This window comes from Caulobacter sp. HJHS_5 (assembly GCF_056683955.1).
This window is the reverse complement of sequence record NZ_JBWZNC010000003.1, coordinates 219,070-238,729: the sequence shown is the minus strand read 5'-3', so window position 1 is coordinate 238,729 and position 19,660 is coordinate 219,070. Positions and strand designations below refer to the sequence as shown.

At 69.7% G+C, this 19,660-nt stretch carries 22 protein-coding genes; 16 read left to right on the top strand and 6 right to left on the bottom strand.

Translation table 11 applies throughout. The features are described 5' to 3' along the window. Positions 1–57 precede the first annotated feature (57 nt). Positions 58–1,251 carry an aldose 1-epimerase gene (locus ACFLIT_RS07400; RefSeq protein WP_479910567.1) on the top strand — a complete coding sequence of 398 codons (1,194 nt, stop codon included), beginning with the start codon at positions 58–60 and terminating at the stop codon, positions 1,249–1,251. A gap of 114 nt (positions 1,252–1,365) precedes the next feature. On the opposite strand, the gene ACFLIT_RS07395 is transcribed toward ACFLIT_RS07400, so the two are convergent. Continuing rightward, positions 1,366–1,839: an SRPBCC domain-containing protein gene (locus tag ACFLIT_RS07395; protein ID WP_479910566.1), complete on the bottom strand. Its 474-nt coding sequence runs from the start codon at positions 1,837–1,839 to the stop codon at positions 1,366–1,368. A 65-nt stretch (positions 1,840–1,904) separates the two neighbouring features. Between ACFLIT_RS07395 and ACFLIT_RS07390 the strand changes: the two genes are divergently transcribed. Both ACFLIT_RS07390 and ACFLIT_RS07385 read left to right on the top strand, forming a co-directional pair. Beyond that, a complete protein-coding gene (locus ACFLIT_RS07390; protein WP_479910565.1) occupies positions 1,905–2,255 on the top strand; it encodes an ArsR/SmtB family transcription factor in 351 nt (116 codons plus the stop codon). Positions 2,256–2,263: 8 nt separating this feature from the next. Next, positions 2,264–2,563, top strand: a complete 300-nt coding sequence (locus ACFLIT_RS07385) for a hypothetical protein (protein ID WP_479910564.1) — start codon at positions 2,264–2,266, stop codon at positions 2,561–2,563. Here ACFLIT_RS07385 and ACFLIT_RS07380 read toward each other — a convergent pair. Continuing rightward, positions 2,560–2,895, bottom strand: coding sequence for a hypothetical protein (locus ACFLIT_RS07380; RefSeq protein ID WP_479910563.1), 336 nt, complete (start codon positions 2,893–2,895; stop codon positions 2,560–2,562). The genes ACFLIT_RS07385 and ACFLIT_RS07380 overlap by 4 nt on opposite strands. 79 nt (positions 2,896–2,974) lie before the next feature. On the opposite strand from ACFLIT_RS07380, the gene ACFLIT_RS07375 reads away from it, so the two are divergent. The 4 genes from ACFLIT_RS07375 to ACFLIT_RS07360 all read left to right on the top strand — a co-directional run bounded on the left by ACFLIT_RS07375 (position 2,975) and on the right by ACFLIT_RS07360 (position 7,095). Further along, positions 2,975–3,940, top strand: a complete 966-nt coding sequence (locus tag ACFLIT_RS07375) for a helix-turn-helix transcriptional regulator (protein ID WP_479910562.1) — start codon at positions 2,975–2,977, stop codon at positions 3,938–3,940. 49 nt (positions 3,941–3,989) lie between these two features. Next, entirely contained in the window at positions 3,990–5,222 is a 1,233-nt protein-coding gene (locus ACFLIT_RS07370; protein ID WP_479910561.1) for an NAD(P)/FAD-dependent oxidoreductase, read from the top strand. Positions 5,223–5,256: 34 nt separating this feature from the next. Then, positions 5,257–5,577 (top strand): 2Fe-2S iron-sulfur cluster-binding protein, encoded by a 321-nt coding sequence (locus ACFLIT_RS07365; RefSeq protein WP_479910560.1) that lies wholly within the window; start codon positions 5,257–5,259, stop codon positions 5,575–5,577. Between the two features lie 204 nt (positions 5,578–5,781). After that, positions 5,782–7,095 (top strand): NHL repeat-containing protein, encoded by a 1,314-nt coding sequence (locus ACFLIT_RS07360; RefSeq protein WP_479910559.1) that lies wholly within the window; start codon positions 5,782–5,784, stop codon positions 7,093–7,095. A gap of 39 nt (positions 7,096–7,134) precedes the next feature. Here the strand turns inward: ACFLIT_RS07360 and divL are convergent, their stop codons facing one another. After that, a complete protein-coding gene (gene divL, locus ACFLIT_RS07355) occupies positions 7,135–9,453 on the bottom strand; it encodes a cell cycle protein kinase DivL (protein WP_479910558.1) in 2,319 nt (772 codons plus the stop codon). 122 nt (positions 9,454–9,575) lie between these two features. On the opposite strand from divL, the gene ACFLIT_RS07350 reads away from it, so the two are divergent. Further along, positions 9,576–10,001, top strand: a complete 426-nt coding sequence (locus ACFLIT_RS07350) for a metallopeptidase family protein (protein WP_479910557.1) — start codon at positions 9,576–9,578, stop codon at positions 9,999–10,001. Here the strand turns inward: ACFLIT_RS07350 and ACFLIT_RS07345 are convergent. Further along, positions 9,998–10,894: a hydrogen peroxide-inducible genes activator gene (locus ACFLIT_RS07345; protein WP_479910556.1), complete on the bottom strand. Its 897-nt coding sequence runs from the start codon at positions 10,892–10,894 to the stop codon at positions 9,998–10,000. The two genes, ACFLIT_RS07350 and ACFLIT_RS07345, sit on opposite strands and share 4 nt — an antisense overlap. Positions 10,895–11,027: 133 nt before the next feature. Here ACFLIT_RS07345 and ACFLIT_RS07340 point away from each other — a divergent pair, with 133 nt between their 5' ends. From ACFLIT_RS07340 to ACFLIT_RS07330, 3 genes are all read left to right on the top strand, one after another. Beyond that, the gene (locus ACFLIT_RS07340) at positions 11,028–11,585 is read left to right on the top strand and encodes a peroxiredoxin (RefSeq protein ID WP_479910555.1); all 558 of its coding nucleotides are present in this window, start codon (positions 11,028–11,030) and stop codon (positions 11,583–11,585) included. Positions 11,586–11,681: 96 nt separating this feature from the next. After that, positions 11,682–12,215 (top strand): alkylhydroperoxidase, AhpD family, encoded by a 534-nt coding sequence (gene ahpD / locus ACFLIT_RS07335; protein WP_479910554.1) that lies wholly within the window; start codon positions 11,682–11,684, stop codon positions 12,213–12,215. A gap of 131 nt (positions 12,216–12,346) precedes the next feature. Beyond that, the gene (locus ACFLIT_RS07330; RefSeq protein WP_479910553.1) at positions 12,347–13,498 is read left to right on the top strand and encodes a pyridoxal phosphate-dependent aminotransferase; all 1,152 of its coding nucleotides are present in this window, start codon (positions 12,347–12,349) and stop codon (positions 13,496–13,498) included. Positions 13,499–13,656: 158 nt separating this feature from the next. Here the strand turns inward: ACFLIT_RS07330 and ACFLIT_RS07325 are convergent, their stop codons facing one another. Next, complete coding sequence (locus ACFLIT_RS07325; RefSeq protein ID WP_479910552.1) at positions 13,657–14,508, bottom strand: glutamate racemase; 852 nt, start codon at positions 14,506–14,508, stop codon at positions 13,657–13,659. Between the two features lie 90 nt (positions 14,509–14,598). On the opposite strand from ACFLIT_RS07325, the gene ACFLIT_RS07320 reads away from it, so the two are divergent. The 5 genes from ACFLIT_RS07320 (at position 14,599) to ACFLIT_RS07300 (ending at position 18,742) form a co-directional block, all read left to right on the top strand. Then, positions 14,599–15,618 carry a TraB/GumN family protein gene (locus tag ACFLIT_RS07320; protein ID WP_479910551.1) on the top strand — a complete coding sequence of 340 codons (1,020 nt, stop codon included), beginning with the start codon at positions 14,599–14,601 and terminating at the stop codon, positions 15,616–15,618. Between the two features lie 208 nt (positions 15,619–15,826). After that, positions 15,827–17,347, top strand: coding sequence for a signal recognition particle protein (gene ffh / locus ACFLIT_RS07315; RefSeq protein WP_479910550.1), 1,521 nt, complete (start codon positions 15,827–15,829; stop codon positions 17,345–17,347). A gap of 47 nt (positions 17,348–17,394) precedes the next feature. Beyond that, positions 17,395–17,934, top strand: coding sequence for a 30S ribosomal protein S16 (gene rpsP / locus ACFLIT_RS07310; protein ID WP_479910549.1), 540 nt, complete (start codon positions 17,395–17,397; stop codon positions 17,932–17,934). 5 nt (positions 17,935–17,939) lie between these two features. Then, the gene (gene rimM, locus ACFLIT_RS07305; protein WP_479910757.1) at positions 17,940–18,482 is read left to right on the top strand and encodes a ribosome maturation factor RimM; all 543 of its coding nucleotides are present in this window, start codon (positions 17,940–17,942) and stop codon (positions 18,480–18,482) included. A 134-nt stretch (positions 18,483–18,616) separates the two neighbouring features. Next, positions 18,617–18,742: a hypothetical protein gene (locus ACFLIT_RS07300; RefSeq protein WP_479910548.1), complete on the top strand. Its 126-nt coding sequence runs from the start codon at positions 18,617–18,619 to the stop codon at positions 18,740–18,742. On the opposite strand, the gene ACFLIT_RS07295 is transcribed toward ACFLIT_RS07300, so the two are convergent. Further along, complete coding sequence (locus ACFLIT_RS07295; protein WP_479910547.1) at positions 18,739–19,614, bottom strand: acyl-CoA thioesterase; 876 nt, start codon at positions 19,612–19,614, stop codon at positions 18,739–18,741. The two genes, ACFLIT_RS07300 and ACFLIT_RS07295, sit on opposite strands and share 4 nt — an antisense overlap. Positions 19,615–19,660 lie beyond the last annotated feature (46 nt).

Below are 19,660 nucleotides of genomic sequence, written 5' to 3'. Positions count from 1 at the left end.
GCCGACACCTAAACTGTATACAGGGCCCGTCGATGAGGCCCTGAGCGGGAGGTTCGGATGAAGCGGCTGTGGTCGTTGGCGTTGTGCGCCCTCGCGTTTTTCGTTCCCGCCGGCTGGGCCGCCGCTCAGGCCCGCTACAGCGTCAAGACGACGGGCGACGTCGTGCAACTGCGCGACAACGGCTCCGACACGACGGTCTCCGTCCTGACTCCGGTCAACAACGCCTATGAGATGGTCGTCAAGGGCCAGAACGTCATCCGCATGGCGGTGAAGGACCTCGACGAGCTGCGCGCTCGCCCCGGACTGAACGGCGTACCGTTCCTCGCCCCCTGGGCCAACCGCCTCGACGAGCTGGGCTTCTACGCCAACGGCAAGAAGTACAATTTCGACATGGAGCTGGGGAACGTGCGCGGCCCCGTGCCGAGCCAGGGCTTCCTCAGCGGGACCAACGCCTGGAAGGTGGTCGAGGCCAAGGCCGACGCCAACGGCGCCTGGCTGACCAGCAAGCTCGAGTTCTACAAATACCCGCAATACATGGCCCAGTGGCCGTTCGCCCACACCATCACCATGACCTATCGCCTTTCGAACGGGGTGATGGAGGTGCGCACGCGCATCGACAACCTGGCCAATGAGCCGATGCCGGTGGTGATCGGCTTCCACCCCTACTTCCAGCTCACCGACTCCGGGCGCAACGACTGGACGCTGAGCGTGCCGGCCAAGGTGCACTGGCTGCTCGACCAGCGGGTGATCCCGACCGGCGAGACCGAGCCGTCGACCAAGTTCTGGGGCGTGGAGGATCTGACCAAGATTCCGCTGTCGCTGAAGGCCGGCCAGCGGCTGGACGACGTGTTCACCGACTTCACCCGCGACGCCCAGGGGCGCGCCGTGGTCAGCATGTCGGGCGTGAAGCAGAAGGTGGCGGTCACCCTCGGGCCTAAGATCAAGACGGTGCTGGTCTATTCAACCGCCGCCCCGCCGCCGCCCAGCACGCCCGGCCAGGGCGGCCCGCCGCCGGCCTCGGGCCAGCGTCCGCCCGCTCCGCCGCCGGTCAGCGTCGGCCCGCCGATCCCGTTCAGCGCCACCAAGGGCGAACCGGCCCCGCCGGAGCGCGGCTTTATCGCCTTCGAGCCGATGGTGGCGATCACCAACGCCCTGAACGCGGCTCAGAAGGGCCAGTACAAGGAGCTGCAGACCGTGGCGCCGGGGGCGTTCTGGGAAGAGAGCTTCTGGGTGACGCCGACGGGGTTTTGAGGAGCCGCCCTCGTCCTTCGAAGCCGCTTCGCGGCGCCTCAGGATGAGGGCTACTTCAAGCGCCTGAGGTCCTCATGCTGAGGTGCGAGCGGAGCGAGCCTCGAAGCACCCCCTTCAAAACGCCCCGCCTTCGCGCAGGTTGATGCCGTATTCCAGGCTGGCCTTGAGGCCGCACATCATGTGCATCCAGCCCGGCGCGTTGCCGAAGGCGGCCTTGAAGCCGGCCGGGGTTTCGCGCCAGCCGCTTTCGCGGATCGAGACCATGGTGTTGGCGGCGTCCAGCGGCTTGAAGGCCATCTCCACCCGCGTGTTGTAATCGCCATCCATCGCTTTCCAGGCCAGGACGATGCGCTCGGGTCGGGTCACCTCGACGACCTCGACCGGGAAGAATTCGTCGAACTCCGGAAACTTCCATTGCACCGTCCGCCCCGCGACCAGCGGGCCGGAGGCCTCGGCGATGAAATAGCCGGCGAGCTTCTTGTCGTCGGCCACCGCGTCGAACACCTCGGCGACCGGTTTGCGGATTTTCAGCGAGACGGTGAACTCGGGCTTGATAGCGTCCGTGTCGGTTTCAACGGCTTGGGGCATGGCGGTCTCTCCCTTGAGATGGCTCTCCGGTAGTCGCCCGACAATAAATGTTATAAGACTATAACATGTCAACCGCCGATTCGCAGACCGTCGACGCCGAGGACCAGGCCGACCTGGTGTTCAAGGCGCTGGCCGACCGTCGGCGGCGGCGGATTCTCGATGTGCTGAAGGACGGACCGCGGACCACCGGCGAGCTCTGCGCCCGCTTCGAGGGCGATCTCGATCGTTGCACGGTGATGCAGCACCTCGGGGTGCTGGAGAAGGCGGGGCTGCTGATCGCCGCCCGCGACGGGCGGGTGCGCTGGAACCACCTCGACGTCGCGCCGATCCAGGAGGTGCACGCCCGCTGGATCGCACCCTACGCCGCCGAAGCGGCCGGGCTGCTGCATCGGCTGAAGTCGGATCTGGAAGGATGAGGCGGCTGATGCTCGCAGCCGGCCTGCTGCTGGCCGGCTGCGCCCTGCGGAATCGCTTCGAGGTGATCGTGGTCGATCCCGGCGCGACGGCGGCGCGGCTGGAGCTCTGCGGTCGGCCGCCGGAAGCCTTGGCGTGGACCGCGCGGGGCTTCGAACTGCGCCGCCGTTCGGACTGCCGGGGCGGCGGGCGGGTGGTGATCAGCTTCGAAGGCGGCCGGACGGTGGTCTGCCCGGTGCGCTTCGTCGATGCGCGCCTGGAGGCCTGGTATCGCTACCGGGTCGAGGGCGGGCGGTGCGTTATCGCCTAGGCGGCCATCAGTCCGTCGTAGACGCGGGCGATCTGGCCTTCGCGTTCGTCCCACACCACCGACACCTTGGCGGCGCGCGCCAGGTCCGGGCCGAAGACGGCGCGGACTTCGGCGTCCTGCAGGCGGTCGGCCGACAGCTTGTTGAGCACCCGGCCGCCTCCGAGATCTTCCTCGATGTCGGCGAAGCGCAGGATGTTGGAGATGGTCTCGCCCGAGAGCAGGGTGCGTTGGGCCATCGACTGAGCCGTCGGCGTCGCGCGCTTGGCGTAGGGCGCGTAGGCGGCGGCGAAGCTGCGGCGTTGAGCGGGGCGGCGATAGTTGTGACTGGCCATCGGTGGAATCTCGGTTCGGGGTTGCGTTCCGTGTCGAATAACGTTTTGTTCCATTGAAACGTCAGAAACGGACGCACCTATGCGACACGAGAAAGCCGCGGGCCTTTTGGAGCTGGCGCGCATGCTGGCGAGCTCCGCCGAGGGCCTGACCCTCGACGAGATGACCGAGCGCATGGGCCTCGGCAGGCGGACGATCGAACGCATGCGCGACGCGCTGAACGATCTTTTCCCGGTGGAGATCGTCGAGGACCCGCCGACCCGGCGATTCCGCATCCCCGCCGGCCTCGACAGTCTGTTCCAGACCCCGACCGCCGAGGAAATGGCCGCCCTGCGCCGCGCCGCCGACGCCTCGGGCGGCTCGACCGCCGCCGCCCTGCGCACGCTGGAGCAGAAGGTGCTGTCGGCCCTGCGCGCCGGAGCGCGCCGCCGCCTGGCGCCCGACCTTGAGGCCCTGGTCCAGGCCGAGGCCATCGCCGTGCACGCCGGCCCGCGGCCTTTTGAAGACGAAGGGGTGCTCTCGATTGTCCGCCAGGCCATCGTCAGCCTGCAGGCCCTGTCGTTCCGCTACGAGGGCGGCAGCCGGCGGGGCGAGGCGCGGGAAGTGACGCCCTACGGCCTGCTGTTCGGTCGCTCGAACTATCTGGTCGCCGCCGAGGCCGGATCGGAGGCGCCGAAGACCTTCCGCCTGGACCTGATGCGCGAGCCGCAGGTGCTGGACCGTCCGGCCGCGCCGCCGAACGGCTTCTCCCTGCAGGATTTCGCCGACCAGAGCTTCGGCATCTATCACGACGAGGTGCAGGACGTGGTGCTGCGCATCGGCAAGGGGCGGGCCCGCGACGCCCTGAACTGGCGTTTCCACGCCCGCCAGACCGTGGAGCTGCAGCCCGATGAGACGGCCCTGGTCCGTTTCAGCGCCAGCGGCATGCGCGAGCTGGCCTGGCACCTGTTCACCTGGGGGCGCGATGTCGAGATCCTGGCGCCGCCAAGCCTGAAGGCGCAGATGGTCGGCATGCTGCAGGACGCTCTGACGGTCCATGACGCCTGATTTTCCGAGGCCCGATTGACGCGAAGCGCCTTTGGCGCAACGAGACGGCATGTCGGATTCCCCTCGCGTACTCATCGTCGGCGCCGGTCATGCGGGCGGCACTGCGGCGGCCCTGTTGCGTCAGTATGGGTTCGAGGGACCCATCGCCCTGATCGGTGAAGAACCGATTCCGCCCTACCAGCGCCCGCCGCTGTCCAAGGCCTGGCTGAAGGGGGAGGCGGACGAGGACGCCCTGACCCTGAAGCCCGCCGAATGGTACGCCGAGGCGGGTATAGATCTCTGGCTGTCGGCCCCCGTCGCCTCCATCGAGCGCATGGAGCGAAAGGTCACCTTGGTCGACGGGGAGCGGTTGCCCTACGACATCCTGATCCTGGCCACCGGCGCCCGCGCGCGACCGCTGCCGGTCCGGGGCGCGGCGCTTTCCGGCGTGCTGTCGCTGCGCAGCGCCGCCGACGCCGAGGCGCTGAAGACGTCGCTCGGGCCCGGCAGGCGGCTGGTGGTGGTCGGCGGCGGCTATGTCGGACTGGAGGCGGCGGCTTCGGCCCTGGCCCTCGGCGCCGAGGTCACGGTGGTGGAGCGTGAGGACCGGGTGCTGGCCCGCGTCGCCAGCCGCACGCTCAGCGGATTCTTCCAGGGCTATCACGCGACCAAGGGGGTGCGGTTCCATCTCGGCGCGCGGGTGACGGGCTTCGACGGGGTCGATGGGCGGGTGGCCGCCGTGCGCCTGGCCGATGGCGCGAGCCTGCCCTGCGACGTGGCCCTGGTCGGCGTCGGCGCCGTGCCGAACGTCGAACTGGCCGCCGGCTGCGGCCTGGCCCTGGCCGACGGGGTGGTGGTCGACGGCGAGGCGCGGACCTCCGACCCGGCGATCTTCGCCATCGGCGACTGCACCTGGCGGCCGATGCCGCTTCACGGCCGCGATCTGCGTCTCGAAAGCGTGCCCAGCGCGCTGGAGCAGGCCAAGCAGGCCGCCAGCGCTATCGCCGGCCGCCCGGCTCCGCCACCGGAAGTGCCGTGGTTCTGGTCGGACCAATACGACCTGAAGCTGCAGATGGCGGGCCTGGCCGACGGGGCCGACGAGATCGTGGTGCGGGGCGACCCCGCCGCCGGCCGCTTCGCCGTCTTCCACCTGCGCGAGGGCGTGCTGACCGCCGTCGAGGCGGTCAACGCCCCGCCGGAGTTCATGGGCGGACGCCAGATGATCGGCCGCCAGGCTCGCGTCGACCCCGCGAAGCTTGCGGATATGGCCGTTTCCATGAAAGAGGTCGCCGCAGGTAACTAGGGCGCGCGAGTGCGCGCGCCAGCGACGGACGACCATGGCGAAGATCACCTACATCGAGCACGACGGGCGTGAACACGAGATCGAGGTCCGCCCCGGCCTGTCGGTGATGGAAGGCGCGGTGAAGAACAACATCCCGGGCATCGACGCCGACTGCGGCGGCGCCTGCGCCTGCGCCACCTGCCATGTCTATGTCGACGAGGCCTGGCGCGAGCGGACCGGCAAGGCCTCGGCGATGGAGGAGTCGATGCTCGACTTCGCCGACGAGGTGGAGCCGAACTCGCGGCTCTCCTGCCAGATTCGCGTCACCGCCGAACTCGATGGCCTGATCGTCCGCCTGCCCGAGCGGCAGCACTAAGGACCTCGGCTCTCGGATTCAGACCGATGTTCGCTCAATCTCTCAAGGATTGAGACCTGTTCGCCTGGCTGAAATCTTATGACGGCGTCTCCTGTGATCTCCTCGCCCGGCGCGCGAACCCGCTGTGCGCGCCAAGGATCAATGGCCAGATCGCCGGTGTCCACGGACCGGCGGTGCTGAGACCAGACCATAGGGAGGTACTACATGAGTAAGCTTCGCCGCTTCACCGGGCTGCTGCTGGCGACGGCCGCCATAGCCGTCGCCGTTCCAACGGCGGTTGTCGTCGCGCAGAACGCGGCCCCGGCCAAGACGCCCTCGACCCCGCAACCCCCGCTGCCGGACATGCCGCCGCTGACCGACGCGGAAATCCTGGCCCGGCAGGGCCGGGGCGGTGGCGGCGGTCAGGCCGCCCCGTTCAACTGGGCGGTCTCGCTGCGGTCGGATTTCGACAAGCAGCTGCAGAACCCCTACGTCGCCGACATGAACTGGTACCAGATGCCGCCGGGCCGCTTCCTGGGCGGAATCAGCGCCATCGACACGGACCGCGACGGCACCTCGATCTGGATCGCCGAGCGCTGCGGCGGGATCAACGCCTGCGAAGGGCAGAGCGTCGATATGATCATGAAGATCGGCGAGGACGGGAAGATCAAGAAGATGTTCGGCAAGAACATCATCAACTACCCGCACGGCCTGTTCGTCGACAAGGACAACAACATCTGGGTGACCGACACCTGGTCGAACGTGATGGCCAACGGCAACATCCCGGCCCCGAAGACGCCGCCGCAGTATCCGGGCGGCGCGCAGGTGATCAAGTTCGATCAGAACGGCAAGATCCTGCTGCGGATCGGCAAGCCGGGAATCTACGGCAGCGGCCCCGAGCTGCTCAGCCAGCCGTCCGACGTGGTCGTCGACAGCAAGGGCAACATCTATGTCGCCGATGCGCATGACAGCCCGCCGGCCAACAACCGGATCGCCAAGTACGACAAGAACGGCAAGTACCTGATGGAATGGCGCAGCTGCCACCCGTCGCAGGCGCGCCAGATCGACTGCAGCCATTCGATCGAGATCGACAGCCAGGATCGCATCTTCGTGGCCAACCGGGCCAACAACGTGATCCAGATCTACGACACCGAGGGCAAGATGCTGGCGGTGTGGCCGCACTTCGGCAAGCCGACAGGCCTGATGATCGACGACGACGACAACCTCTACGTCGCCGACTCGCAGACCGGCACGGGCAACGGCAATTCGTTCGTGAAAGGCACCCACGTCGGCAGCGCCCGGACCGGCGAGGTGAAGTGGTTCATCCCCGATCCGCTCGGCAACTCGGCGCCGTGGACGGGGGCCGGCACGCTCAGCCCCGAGTCCGTCACCGCTCTCAAGGACGGCCGGATCATCACCGCCTCGGTGCGGCCGCAAGGCCTCTATCGCTGGAGCATCTCGACGAACACGCGACCCTTCCCGGCGCCGCCCGCCAGGCCCGCTGGCGGCGGCGCTCCCGCCGGCGGGGGTGGCGACTGATCTATGAGGCGCGGTCTTCGGACCGCGCCTTTTCGCTTTCTAGAGGCCGAGTTCGGCCTGGTTGGCCGAGCCGGCGGCGACGGCTTCCGGCAGGTGACAGGTGAAGGTCGCGCCGTGGCCCGGTTCGCTCTCCAGGGCCACCCAACCGCCATGCAGTTCGACCAGCGCCTTGACCAGGGCCAGGCCCAGGCCCGGGCCGCCGCGATCGCGCGTGGTGAAGCGGTCGAAGATGTGGGCCTGGGTGTGGAAGGGGATGCCCCGGCCGGTGTCGGCCACCTGCAGGCGCACCTCGCCCACCGCCCGGCGGGCGCCGAGACTGACCTTTCCTTCAGGCGGGGTCTGCCGCAGGGCGTTCTCCACCAGGTGGTCGATCACCTGGGCGAGGCGGCGGCGGTCGCCGCGGATCAGGCCGACGTCGGTGTCGGCGTCGCACGACAGGCTGACGCCGGCGCCTTCCGCCTCGGCCGCCCAGCGGGCGCAGGCCTCGACCAGCAGCTCGTCGACGCGGATCTCCTCGTTCTCCAGCGCCAGTTCGTCGGCGTCGATGGTCGCCATGTCGAGCACGTCGTCGATCGAGCGGGCCAGCTGGGTGGCGGCGGCGCGCACCGAGGCGACGTGGCTGCGGCCGCGCTCGGACAGGCTCTCGCCGGTGCGTTCCAGCAGCTCGGAATAGCCGATGATCGTGGTCAGCGGAGTGCGCAGCTCATAGGAGACGTTGCCGACGAAGTCGCGCTTCAGCCGCTCGGCCTCGGCCAGGGCCTGGGAGCGGTCGGCCAGGGCGCTTTCCAGCTGGCGGGTGTCGGTGATGTCGACGAAGGCGATCAGGGTCGCGCCGTCGGGCAGGGGCCGCGACTGGTAGGTGATGATCCGCCCGTCGCCGGTGCGCTCCTCGCCCGAGAGCGGGGCGCGGGCCTGGGGATCGGGGTCGGCGACACGGCCCTTAAGCTCGCGCCAGAACGACAGGTCGTGCAGGCGCGGCACGCACATCTCGACCACGGTCTCGAAGTCGACCGGCCCACTGAGCAGGCCGGGCTCGATATTCCAGAAACGCTCGAAGGCTTCGTTGTGCAGGCGCAGGCGCCCGTCGGAGCCGAACACCGCGACCGCGTCGTTGAGCTTGTCCAGCGTGGCCTGCTGCACCTGGATCAGGGCGTTGTACTGGGCCTTCAAGCGCAGCTCGCCGGTGATGTCGGAGAACAGCACCAGCAGGCCGCCGAGCGGGTGGGTCTGGTGGACGACCTTCAGGGTGCGGCCGTCGGGCAGGGTCCAGAGATCGTCGGCCTGGGGGCCGAGGGCTTCGTAGCGGCCGAGTTCGGCGGCCTTCCACTTGGCGTAGTCGACGGTCTCAGGCAGGCGGCGGCGCTGACGCAGGCGGTCGAGCATCTCCGAATGGGTCGGGCCCTCGGCCAGCCAGGCCGGCTCCAGGCCCCACAGCTCGGCGAAGGCGGCGTTGTGGAACAACAGGGTTCGCTGCTGGCTGAAGATCGCCACCGCCTCGGCGATGTGGTCCAGGGTCTCGTCGTGGGCGGCGACGTGGCGCTTGAAGGCCTCGCGCAACTCCTCCGGTTCGGTGACGTCGAAGCTCCACACTCCCGCGCCGCCGCCTTCCAGGGGCTCGGCGACGAAGCGGAAGGCGCGACGGCGGCCGCCGGCGCTGGTCCAGCGCAGCATCTCGCGGCTCTGGCCGAGGTTGGAGGCCTCGCTGGAGAGGGTCTCGGCGTCGCGGTCGAAGGCGAGGCCGCGGGCCTGCGCGTCGGCCAGGTTCTTGGCGTCTACGGCGGCCAGCCAGGCTTTGTTGGCCCAGGTGACCGAGCCGTCGGCGGCGGCGATCCAGGCGGGCTCCGGCCGGGCGTCGAGGAAGGCGGCGAAGCGGGCCGCGGTCGGCAGGGCGGAGGCGTGCGGCGCCAGGGCGGCGAGCCGCAGCCAGGCGAGAGCGCCGGAGGCGCGGCCCTCCACCGAGACGGCGCCGTGCGGGCCGAGCGCCTCGAAGGCGCAGGGCTCGCCGCGTTCGAACAGGGCGCGCAGGCGGCGGGCGTGGTCGGGATCGGCGCGCATCAGGGCGTTGACCACGGCCTGGGGCTCGGCCTCGGCGTCGAGGGCCTCGGCGCAGGCGGTGAGGCTTTCGGCGCCGGAAGCGAGTTCGGCGTTTCCGTTCTCCACCGCCAGCAGCGCGCAGTCGAAGGCCTCGGTCGAGGCGTTGGCCGCCATGGCCTGGGTTTCGATCTCGGCGATACGACTTTGCAGGCCGGCGACCCGCCAGTCGGCCTGGCGGCGCTGCACGATCGCCCACAGCGTGGCGCAGATCGCCAGGCAGATGGCGCCGGCCGCCGCGGCCAGCATGAGGTCCGCTCCCGTCAAGGCCTGTCCCTTATCACCGGCGCCCGGAAGCCATGCTCCCACGCCGACGCCCGAATCACCCCGGCCACCATAGGTTTTCGCAAGCCCCTGGCGAAGCGGCGCTTTCGGTTTATCTGCAAACCATGACCCAAGCGCCTGCCGCCGACGCCCTGGCCGCTCTCGTCGCCCCGTCCCTCGACGATTTCGCCCGCCTCGCCGAGGCCGCCTTCGCCGCTCTGCCGGAGGGCTTTCGCCAGCTGACCGGCGATGTGCTGTTCCGCGTCGAGGACTTCGCGACCGATGAGGTGCTGGACTCGCTCGGCATCGAGGACGCCTTCGAACTGACGGGCCTCTACCAGGGCGTCGACCTTTCGCGCCGCACGGTGTTCGATCCCTCGCCCCAGGCCTCGATGGTATTCCTCTATCGGCGGCCGATCCTCGACGAATGGGCCGAGCGTGGCGATCTGCCGCTCGGCGAGCTGATCTCTCACGTGCTGGTGCACGAGATCGGCCACCACTTCGGCCTGTCGGACGACGACATCCACCGGCTGGAGGACGAGGCCGGTTAGGCGGCCCTCAGGGTTTCGGCCAGCAGGCGGCCTTCGACTCCCCGACTGGAGCCGGCGCGCCAGGCGACGACGATCTCGCGGCTGGGGTGATCGGCCTGCAGGGGGCGGACGGCGACGTGAGCCGCCTCGGCCAGGCCCGCCTTCACCGCCATGGCCGGCAGGAACGACACCCCGAGGCCCGAGCCGACCATCTGCACCAGCGTCGGCAGGGAGGTGGCGGCGAAGTTCTCGTCGGCGCCGGCCTTGGGCGGCTCCAGGCCGCAGGCGGCCAGGGCGTGTTCGCGCAGGCAGTGGCCGTCTTCCAGAAGGATGAGGTCGTCGCCTTCCATGGTCTCGGGGGCGATCTTCTTCCTGTCGGCGAGCGGGTGATCCGCGGGCACGGCGGCCAGCAGTTCGTCGTCGGAGACGTGAGCATAGTGCAGGCCGGAGAGGTCGTAGGGCAGGGCGATGAGAGCGGCGTCGAGGGCGCCCGCCTTCAGGGCCGAGACCAGGCGGCTGGTCAGATCCTCACGCAGGAACAGGCGCAGCTTGGGGAAGCGGCGACGCAGTTGCGGCAGGGCCTCGGGCAGCAGGAAGGGCGCGATGGTCGGGATGACGCCGAGGCGGAAGCGACCGGCCAGGGGCTCGCCGGCCCCGCGGGCGGCCTGCACCAGGTCCTCGGCCTGGGCCAGGATGGCCTCGGCGCGGCTCGCCGCCTCCTGCCCGGCGGCGGTGAGGATCACGCCCGAGCGGGCGCGGTCGACCACCGGGGCGCCGATCACCCGCTCCAGCTCCTGGATGCCGGCCGAGAGGGTCGGCTGGGTGACGTGAGCGGCCTCGGCGGCGCGGCTGAACGAGCCATGCTCGACCAGCAGCTTCAGATATTGCAGTTGGCGCAGGGTGGGCAGGAGCATGGTTGACGATATAGGCCTGCTCTATCGAATTTCAAGAAACTATCGATTGGCTGTAAGGCGGCCGAGCGCCTATCTGTCTCCCTGCAGCGGACGCCGCCCCAGCGCCCGCCTTACCCGCTTCAAGGAGAGACACATGCTCGGCGTCGGCGAAAAGCTTCCCGATTTCAAGATCGTGGGCGTGAAGCCCAAGTTCAACAAGCACGAAGAAAACGGCGAAAGCGCCTTCGAAACCGTCACCGGCGAAAGCTTTCCGGGCAAGTGGAAGGTCATCTTCTTCTACCCGAAGGACTTCACCTTCGTGTGCCCGACCGAAATCACCGCCTTCGGCGCCCTCGCCAAGGACTTCGAGGACCGCGACACCGTCGTCCTCGGCGGCTCGACCGACAACGAGCACTCCAAGCTCGGCTGGCGCCGTGAGCACCCCGATCTGACCAGCCTGCCGATCTGGCAGTTCGCCGACAACGGCGGCAAGTTCGCCCGCGCCCTCGGCATCCTTGACGAGGCTGAAGGCGTCGCCCTGCGCGCCACCTTCGTGGTCGATCCGCACAACGTCGTGCAGCACGTCTATGTGACCAACCTCAACGTTGGCCGCGCCCCGCAGGACACTCTGCGCGTGGTGGACGCGCTGCAGACCGACGAACTCTGCCCCTGCAACCGCGCGGTGGGCGGCGACACCCTCAAGGCCGCCTAAGCGCTCCAGAGCCGCTTAAGTCGTCTTGTCGTCCGGGGGCCGGTCCCTCCCCCCGCGCCCCCGGACATTCATTCCTTCTGATTCAGGAGCCCGCCCATGTCGCTCGACGCGCTGCGCGAGACGATCCCCGCCTACGCCAAGGATATCAGCCTCAACCTGTCGTCGCTCGCCGGCGAGACCCTGCTGACCGACCAGCAGAAGTGGGGCGCGTTCCTGGCCTCGGCCCACGCCGTGGGCGTGCCGCCGGTGGTCAAGGCCATCGAGGCGGCGGCCAAGGCGGCCGGCCTGTCCGATGAAGCCGCCACCGCCGCCAAGGCGGCCGCGGCGATCATGGGCATGAACAACGTCTACTACCGCGCCCTGCACCTCCTGAAGAACCAGGAGTACCGGACCCTTCCGGCGCGGCTGCGGATGAACATCATCGCCAACCCGGGCGTCGACAAGACCGACTTCGAGCTGTGGTGCACCGCCGTTTCGGCCGTCAACGGCTGCGGCATGTGCCTCGACAGCCACGAGGAAGAGTTGAAGAAGCGCGGCGTCGCCGCCCAGCAGATCCAGGCCGCCCTGCGCATCGCCGCGACGGTCAATGCCGTCAGCGCCGTGTTGCGCGGCGAACTCGCCGCCGCCTAGCGCCGCCCTGGCGAGGAGTCGTCCTGCGTCCCCTCCCTGTCGATGGAGGGGATGCGGAGACCTTCCCGGTTTCGACGGGACCTTCGGCCAGCGCCCTTGGCGCGGCCGGCGCTTGGGCTTAGGTCGGGGTCATGCCGACACCCGTCGCCCCCTATCACGCCATGGCCATCAACCGCCTGGCCCACCAGCTGCAGGCGGACGGCCGCAGCGTCATCCACATGCAGTTCGGCCAGCCATCGACCGGCGCGCCGAAGGCGGCGGTCGCCCTGGCGCATCAGGTGCTCGATCGCGAGGCCATGGGCTATTGGGAAAGCGCGCCCCTGAAGGAACGCATCGCCCGCCACTACGCCGAGACCTACGGCGTCGAGGTGGCGCCCGAGCGGGTGACCCTGACCAACGGCGCCTCCGCCGGCCTGGTGCTGGCGCTGACCACCCTGTTCGCCGCCGGGGCGACCATCGCCATCGCCCGGCCCGGCTATGTGGCCTACCGCAACTGCATCCGCGCCCTCTCCATGCACGCTCTGGAGATCGAATGCGGCGCCGCCGAAGGCTTCCAGCTCTCGGCCGCCGCCCTTGAGGCGCTCGATCCGGCGCCGGATGCGGTGCTGATCGCCAGCCCGGCCAACCCGACCGGAACGGTGATCCCTGGGCCGGAGCTGGCCGCCCTCGCCGAGGTCTGCCGCCGGCGCGGCATCCGCATCATCTCCGACGAAATCTACCACGGGCTGGTCTACGGCGACCCGGCCCGCTCGATGCTGGAGTTCGAGCCCGAGGCCGTCGTCATCAACAGCTTCTCGAAATACTACTCGATGGCCGGCTGGCGGCTGGGCTGGATGGTGGTTCCGCCGCGCGAGGCCGACCGCGCCTCCGACGTCATGGGCGCCCTGTTCCTGACCCCGCCGTCGCTGGCGCAGCACGCGGGCCTGGTGGCGATGGACAGCCGCGAGGAACTCGACGGCCACTTGGAGACCTATCGCGCCAACCGCGCCCTGCTGCTGCAGGCCCTCCCGGCGCTCGGCCTGCGGCGCATCGCCCCGCCGGACGGCGCCTTCTACATCTATGCCGACATCGGCGGGCTGACGAACGACAGCCTGGGCTTCTGCGAGCGCCTGCTGCGCGAGACCGGGGTGGCGACGGCCCCCGGCGTCGACTTCGACCCCGTCGACGGCGGCCGCTTCCTGCGTTTCAGTTTCGCGGTCTCGACGCCGGAGGTCGAGGAGGCGCTGCGGCGGCTGGCGCCCTGGTTCGAGGCCGAGTGGGAGAAGGTGGGCGGGCGGCCTTAGTTGAAGTCCCTCTCCCTCGAAGGGAGAGGGGCAGGGGTGAGGGTGCGTGCAGTGTATGTCCTTGAAGACGCTATTGGGCTCCGCCTCTCGATCCTGTCCTGACCGGCCCTGCCGACACCCCCAACCCTGGCCCTTCCCCCTTCGAGGGGGAAGGGAACTTACGCCGCCTCGAAGCTTACCGGCCCGCCCCAGAATTCCGCGACGAGCGCGCTCTGCGGACCCGGCGTTCCCGTGGTGAGGAAACGGCGGGCGCCGCCCGTCCCGATATCCAGCTCCGGATGCCGCTCGGCATAGAGGCCGAGGGCCTCCGCCGTGGCGGCCGGCTGGTGGATCAGGGGCGTGCCTTCGGGCAGGGCGGCCACGAACAGGTCGGCGACGATCTCATAGTGGGTGCAGCCGAGGATGGCGCGGTCGGGATGGCGGCCGATGCGGCGGCGCAGGCCCTCGACATGACCGGCGATCTCCTCGGCCAGCAGGGCGCGCTCGGCGCCGCTCTCGATCAGGCGGGCGAGGTTGGGGCAGGGTTCGGAAAACACCGCCACGTCCTGCCGGCGCTTGTCGATCTCGATCTCATAGACCCGGCTGGCCGCCGTGCCGGGGGTCGAGAACACGCCGAGGATGTCGAGCGCCTCGACCTTGTCGCCGCGCCGCTCCGCCTCGTGTTCCCAGGGCAGGCCGGTGGCGGCCTCGATGGTCGGCACGATGATGCCCAGTACATTGACCGGCCGGCCGAGCGCCTTGCGATGGCCGGGCAGCCAGGTCTGCTGCAGGCGGCGCAAGGCGATGGCGCTGGCGGTGTTGCAGGCGAGGACCACCAGGCCGGCGCCTTCATCGAACAGCCGCTCGCAGCCGGCGCGGGTGAGATCGACCACCTCCTCGCCGGGGCGGCCGCCGTAGGGGGCGTTGGCCTGGTCGGCGAGGTAGACGAAGTCCGCGTCCGGGAGGCGGTCCACCAGGGCGCGGGCGACCGAGAGGCCGCCGACGCCGGAATCGAAGAGGCCGATCGACATGCCCCGGCTTTAGCGCGCTTCCGCCGCGATTGTCATCAAACCGCCCCGAGCCGGCGTGACCTTGCCGCCCGCCGATCCTAGAGTGGCGGCATGGAAGGAAACGCCCGCATGCGACGGCTGCGATCCGCCTTCGTCTGGAGCCTGGCGGCGGCGCTCGTCGCCAGCGTCCCCGCCGGATCGCAGACGCCTCCGCCCGCCTCGCCCGCGACCGCGACCGATCTCGCCGAGCAGTCCGGCGGCAGCACGGTGATCGAGGCGCTGGAGGTGATCGGCCGGCCGCTGGGCCCGGCCATGTGGCGCGCCAAGATGGGCGACAGCGAGGTGATCATCCTCGGCTCGGTGACGCCCATCCATCACCAGCAGAAGTGGGACCAAACACGCGTGCGCCGCGCCCTGACCGGGGCGCGGATGCTGCTGACGCCCGTGGAGGGCAAGGTCGGCGTCGGCGGGGTGGCGGCGTTTCTCGCCCGCGACGCCTTCCGCGTGCGCACCTTCCGCGGCAATCTGGAGCGCGACATTCCGCCCGACCTGCGCGAGCGCGTGGTCGAAACCCGCCGCCAGGCCAAGGTGAAGGCCGACCGCTACGCCAAGTGGAAACCGGCGGTGGCCGGCGCCCTGCTGCTTTCCGACTTCCGCGCCGCCCAGGGCGTCTCCGAAGCCAAGCCCGCCAGCCAGGTGGAGGATATCGCCCAGGCGATGAAGGTGCCGGTCAAGCCGATGGCCGAACTGCCGATCAGCGCCCTGATGAAGGCGGCGGGCGATCTCAACCCGGCCCAGCAGATCAACTGCCTGCGCGCCTTCCTCAATCAGGTGACCTTCGAAGGCGCCCGCCCGGGCGAGCTGGGCAAGGCTTGGGCGGTGGGCGATCTGGCCGGCGTGCGCCGCAACTATCCGGCCCAGGCCTACGAGAGTTGTCTTGGCCAGGTCGGCGGCGGCCAGGCCCTGCGCGAGCGAGCGGTGGCGGAGTCGACCGCCACCCTGCTGCAGGCGCTGAGGACCCCCGGCAAGACGGTGGTGATCATCGACCTCAGCCAGCTGCAGCGCCGCAACGGGGTGCTCGACCGGCTGCAGGCTGCGGGCGCGCAGATCACGGTGCCGCTGGAGGGTTAGGGGCGGCGCGAACCCGCCCTTTGATTCGTCTCGCCGTTTCCGCTATAGAGCCCGCCTTTCCGGCGCAGCATCAGCCAGCGCCCTCCACCGACACGAAAGCCTCCGGGACGATCCGGCGGGCCTGAGGTCGGCGAGGACCCCCGTCGACGTGATCGTCCACGGGGGCTGGCTGCGTTTGCGTCCTCGGTTTTGAAGGTTCACGCCTCGAATGTTCGAAGCGCTTGGTGATCGCCTCTCGTCCGTCTTCGACCGCCTCGGCGGTCGCGGCGTGCTGTCGGCCGCCGACATCGACGAGGCGCTGCGCGAAGTCCGCATCGCCCTGCTGGAGGCCGACGTCGCCCTTCCGGTGGTGAAGGACTTCGTCGCCAAGGCCAAGGAATTGGCCACCGGCGAGACGGTGATCCGCTCGGTCAAGCCGTCCGAGCAGGTGGTCAAGATCGTCTATGACGGCCTGGTCGACATGCTGGGCGGCGAGCAGCCGGAAGGCCTGAACCTCTCGCTCAACCCGCCGACCGTGATCCTGATGGCCGGCCTGCAGGGCTCGGGCAAGACGACCACGGCCGGCAAGCTGGCCCTTCGCCTCGGCAAGACCGAGCGCAAAAAGGTGATGCTGGCCTCGCTGGACACCCGTCGTCCGGCCGCCATGGAGCAGCTGGCGATGCTGGCCAAGCTGGCCGAGGTCGACAGCCTGCCGATCGTCGCCGGGCAGAGCGCGCCAGACATCACACGCCGGGCGATGAGCGCGGCCCGCCTGGGCGGCTACGACGTCCTGATCCTCGACACCGCCGGCCGCACCACGCTGGACGAGGCGATGATGAGCGAGGCGGCCGAGATCGCCCGCCTGTCCAACCCCTCCGAGACCCTGCTGGTCGCCGACAGCCTGACCGGCCAGGACGCGGTGCGCACCGCCAAGGCCTTCCACGAGCGTCTGCCGCTCACCGGCCTGATCCTGACCCGCGCGGACGGCGACGGTCGGGGCGGCGCGGCGCTGTCGATGCGCCACGTCACCGGCCTGCCGATCAAGTTCCTCGGGGCCGGCGAAAAGATCGATGCGCTGGACGTGTTCGACGCCCGCCGCGTGGCCGGCCGCATCCTCGGTCAGGGCGACGTGGTGGCCCTGGTCGAAAAGGCCGCCGCCGACTTCGACAAGGCCGACGCCGAACGCATGGCCCGCAAGCTGGCCAAGGGTCAGTTCGACCTCGACGACCTCGCGGCCCAGCTGTCCCAGATGCAGAAGATGGGCGGCATGGAAGGCATCATGGGCCTGCTGCCCGGCGTGCAGAAGGTGAAGAAGCAGATCGCCGAGAGCGGCGTCGACGACCGCGTCTTCCGCCGCCAGCAGGCGATCATCTCGTCGATGACCAAGCTGGAACGCAAGAAGCCCGATGTGCTGGCCGCTTCACGCAAGCGCCGCATCGCGGCCGGCGCCGGCGTCGACGTGGCCGAGGTCAATCGGCTGCTGAAACAGCACCGCCAGATGGCGGACGTCTTCAAGTCGATGAGCAAGAACGGCGGCAAGGGCCTGGCCCAGATGGCCCGCCAGATGGGCATGCCCATGCCCGGCGGCAATCCGCTGAAGGCGCTCGGCGGCGGCAAGGCGCCCAGCCAGGACGAGCTGCAGAAGATGGCCCAGCAACTCGGCGGCGGCGGTCCCGGCGCGCCCGACCTTTCGAAACTTCCCGGCCTCGGCGGCGGCCTGCCGCCGGGCTTCAACCCGTTCAAGAAATAAGCCCAACCCCTTTCAAGAACGACTCCTAGAGAACTGAGAGACCTGAAATGCTGAAGATCCGCCTCGCCCGCGGCGGCGCCAAGAAGCGCCCCTACTACTCGATCGTCGTCGCCGACAGCCACTCGCCGCGCGATGGCCGCTTCATCGAGAAGGTGGGCTCCTATAACCCGCTGCTGCCCAAGGACGGTCCGACGCCGCGCGTCACCCTGAAGCTGGAAAGCATCCAGGCCTGGATCGCCAAGGGCGCCCAGCCGACCGACCGCGTCGCCCGCTTCCTGGCCGCCGAAGGCGTCGGCCAATGGGCCCACGGCAACAACCCCAACAAGGCCAAGCCGGGCAAGAAGGCGCAAGAGCGCCTGGCCGAGCGCGCTCAGCGCGACGCTGACCGCGCCGAGGCGGAAGCCGCCGCCAAGGCCGCCGCCGCTGAAGCCGCCGCGGCCGCCGCCGCTGCTCCGCCGGAGCCGGAACCCGTCGCCGAAGAAGCGCCGGTCGAAGCCGCCGCCGAAGCCCCGGTGGAAGCCGAAGCCTCGGCCGACCCGCAGGCCGACGGCGTGGCTGAAGGCTCGGAAGAGCCGGCCGAAGGCTAACTGCGATTACCGGCCGGCTTATCCTGGTCGGCCGGGTGGCCGGCGGTTTCGGGGTGAAGGGGGAGGTGCGCCTCTCGACCTACACCGCCGAGCCGCTGGCGCTCGCCCACTACAAGACCCTGCTGCGTGAGGACGGCTCGCCCGCCCTCACGCTGCTTTCCGCCCGCGCGGCCAAGGACGGCGTCGTCGCCCGCTGCGCCGGGATCGAGAGCAAGGAGGCCGCCGACGCCCTGCGCGGTCTGCGCCTCTACATCCCGCGCGAGGCCCTGCCGGAGCCGGATGAGGACGAGTTCTACCTCACCGACCTGATCGGCCTCGCCGTCGAGGACCTCACCGGCAACCCGCTCGGCCGCATCAAGGCCGTGCCCAACTTCGGCTCCGGCGATCTGCTGGAAATCGAGCCGCCGCGCGGCGGCCCCACCTTCTATCTGCCGTTCACCCGCCAGGTCGTGCCCGAGGTGCGTATCGCCGAGCGCAGGGTGATCGCCGACCCGCCCGGCGAGATCGAGGCCGATCCCAACGAAGGCCGCGACGTCGAGGCCGACTGACGGCTTCCGTCAGCTGACAAGTTTCGGTGAACGCCGTCATGACAAAAGGGTCATGACGCAGGCTTAACTGGGGAACGAACCGGGGGCGTGCGATTTGACGAACGTCCCCTTCGTCACTTCAGCCGCTGGTCGCCATGCCCCGCCTCGCCCACCGTATCGCAGTCGTCCTCGGCGTTCTCGCCATGGCCGCCGCTTCGGCCGGAGTGACCGCCGCCGTGATCCTCTGGCCGCAGGGCGTCGAGATCGCGGCGGGTTTCTAGGTCCTGGGCGCGCGGACCCGCATCAGGGCTTCCTGCGCCATGGAGGCGACCAGGGTTCCGTCGCGGCGGAACATCTCGCCGCGCACCAGGCCGCGGCTCTCGGAGGTCGAGGGGCTGTCCTGGGCGAACAGCACCCAGTCGTTGAAATCCACCGGGCGGTGGAACCAGATGGCGTGGTCGAGGCTGGCCGGCTGCAGGCCCGGCGTCCAGAAGTTCAGCCCGTGCACGCGCAGGGCCGTCTCCATGAAGGTGAGGTCCGAGGCGTAGGCGAGGGTGGCCTGCTGCAGGCGGATGTTGTCCGGAACCGGCTCCTTGGCCCGCATCCACACTTCCTTGCGGGCCGGCTTGGGGCCGGGATTGACCAGGGTCGGCGGATCGACCCAGCGCACCTCGATGCGCCACGGGCGATCTGTGACCCGCATCACCTGCGGCGGGACCTTGTCGCCGAGACCTTTCAGGAGCTCGGCCTCGGTGGGCAGGCTGTCCGCCTCGGGGACCGTCGGGGCGTCGAACTGGTGCTCGGGCCCGTCTTCGGCGGCCTGGAAGGAGGCGGCGAAGTTGAAGATTTGCTCGCCGTGCTGGATGGCGGTGACCCGGCGGGTGGTGAAGCTGCCGCCGTCGCGGGCCCGGTCGACCTGATAGAGCACCGGCGCCGTCACATCGCCCGGGCGGATGAAATAGCAGTGCAACGAGTGGCAGACGCGGTCGGCCGGCACGGTCTCGTAGGCGGCCAGCAGGGCCTGGGCGATCACCAGGCCGCCGAAGATGCGCGGATAGCCGTCGTCGGGCGAAATCCCCCGGAACAGGTTCACCTCGATCTGTTCGAGGCGGAGGATGTCCTGCAGGCTGGCGAAGTCGGCGGAGCTGGGCATGGGCCGCTTATGACGCCGGTGACGTGGCGTCATCAAGCGCCGTCGG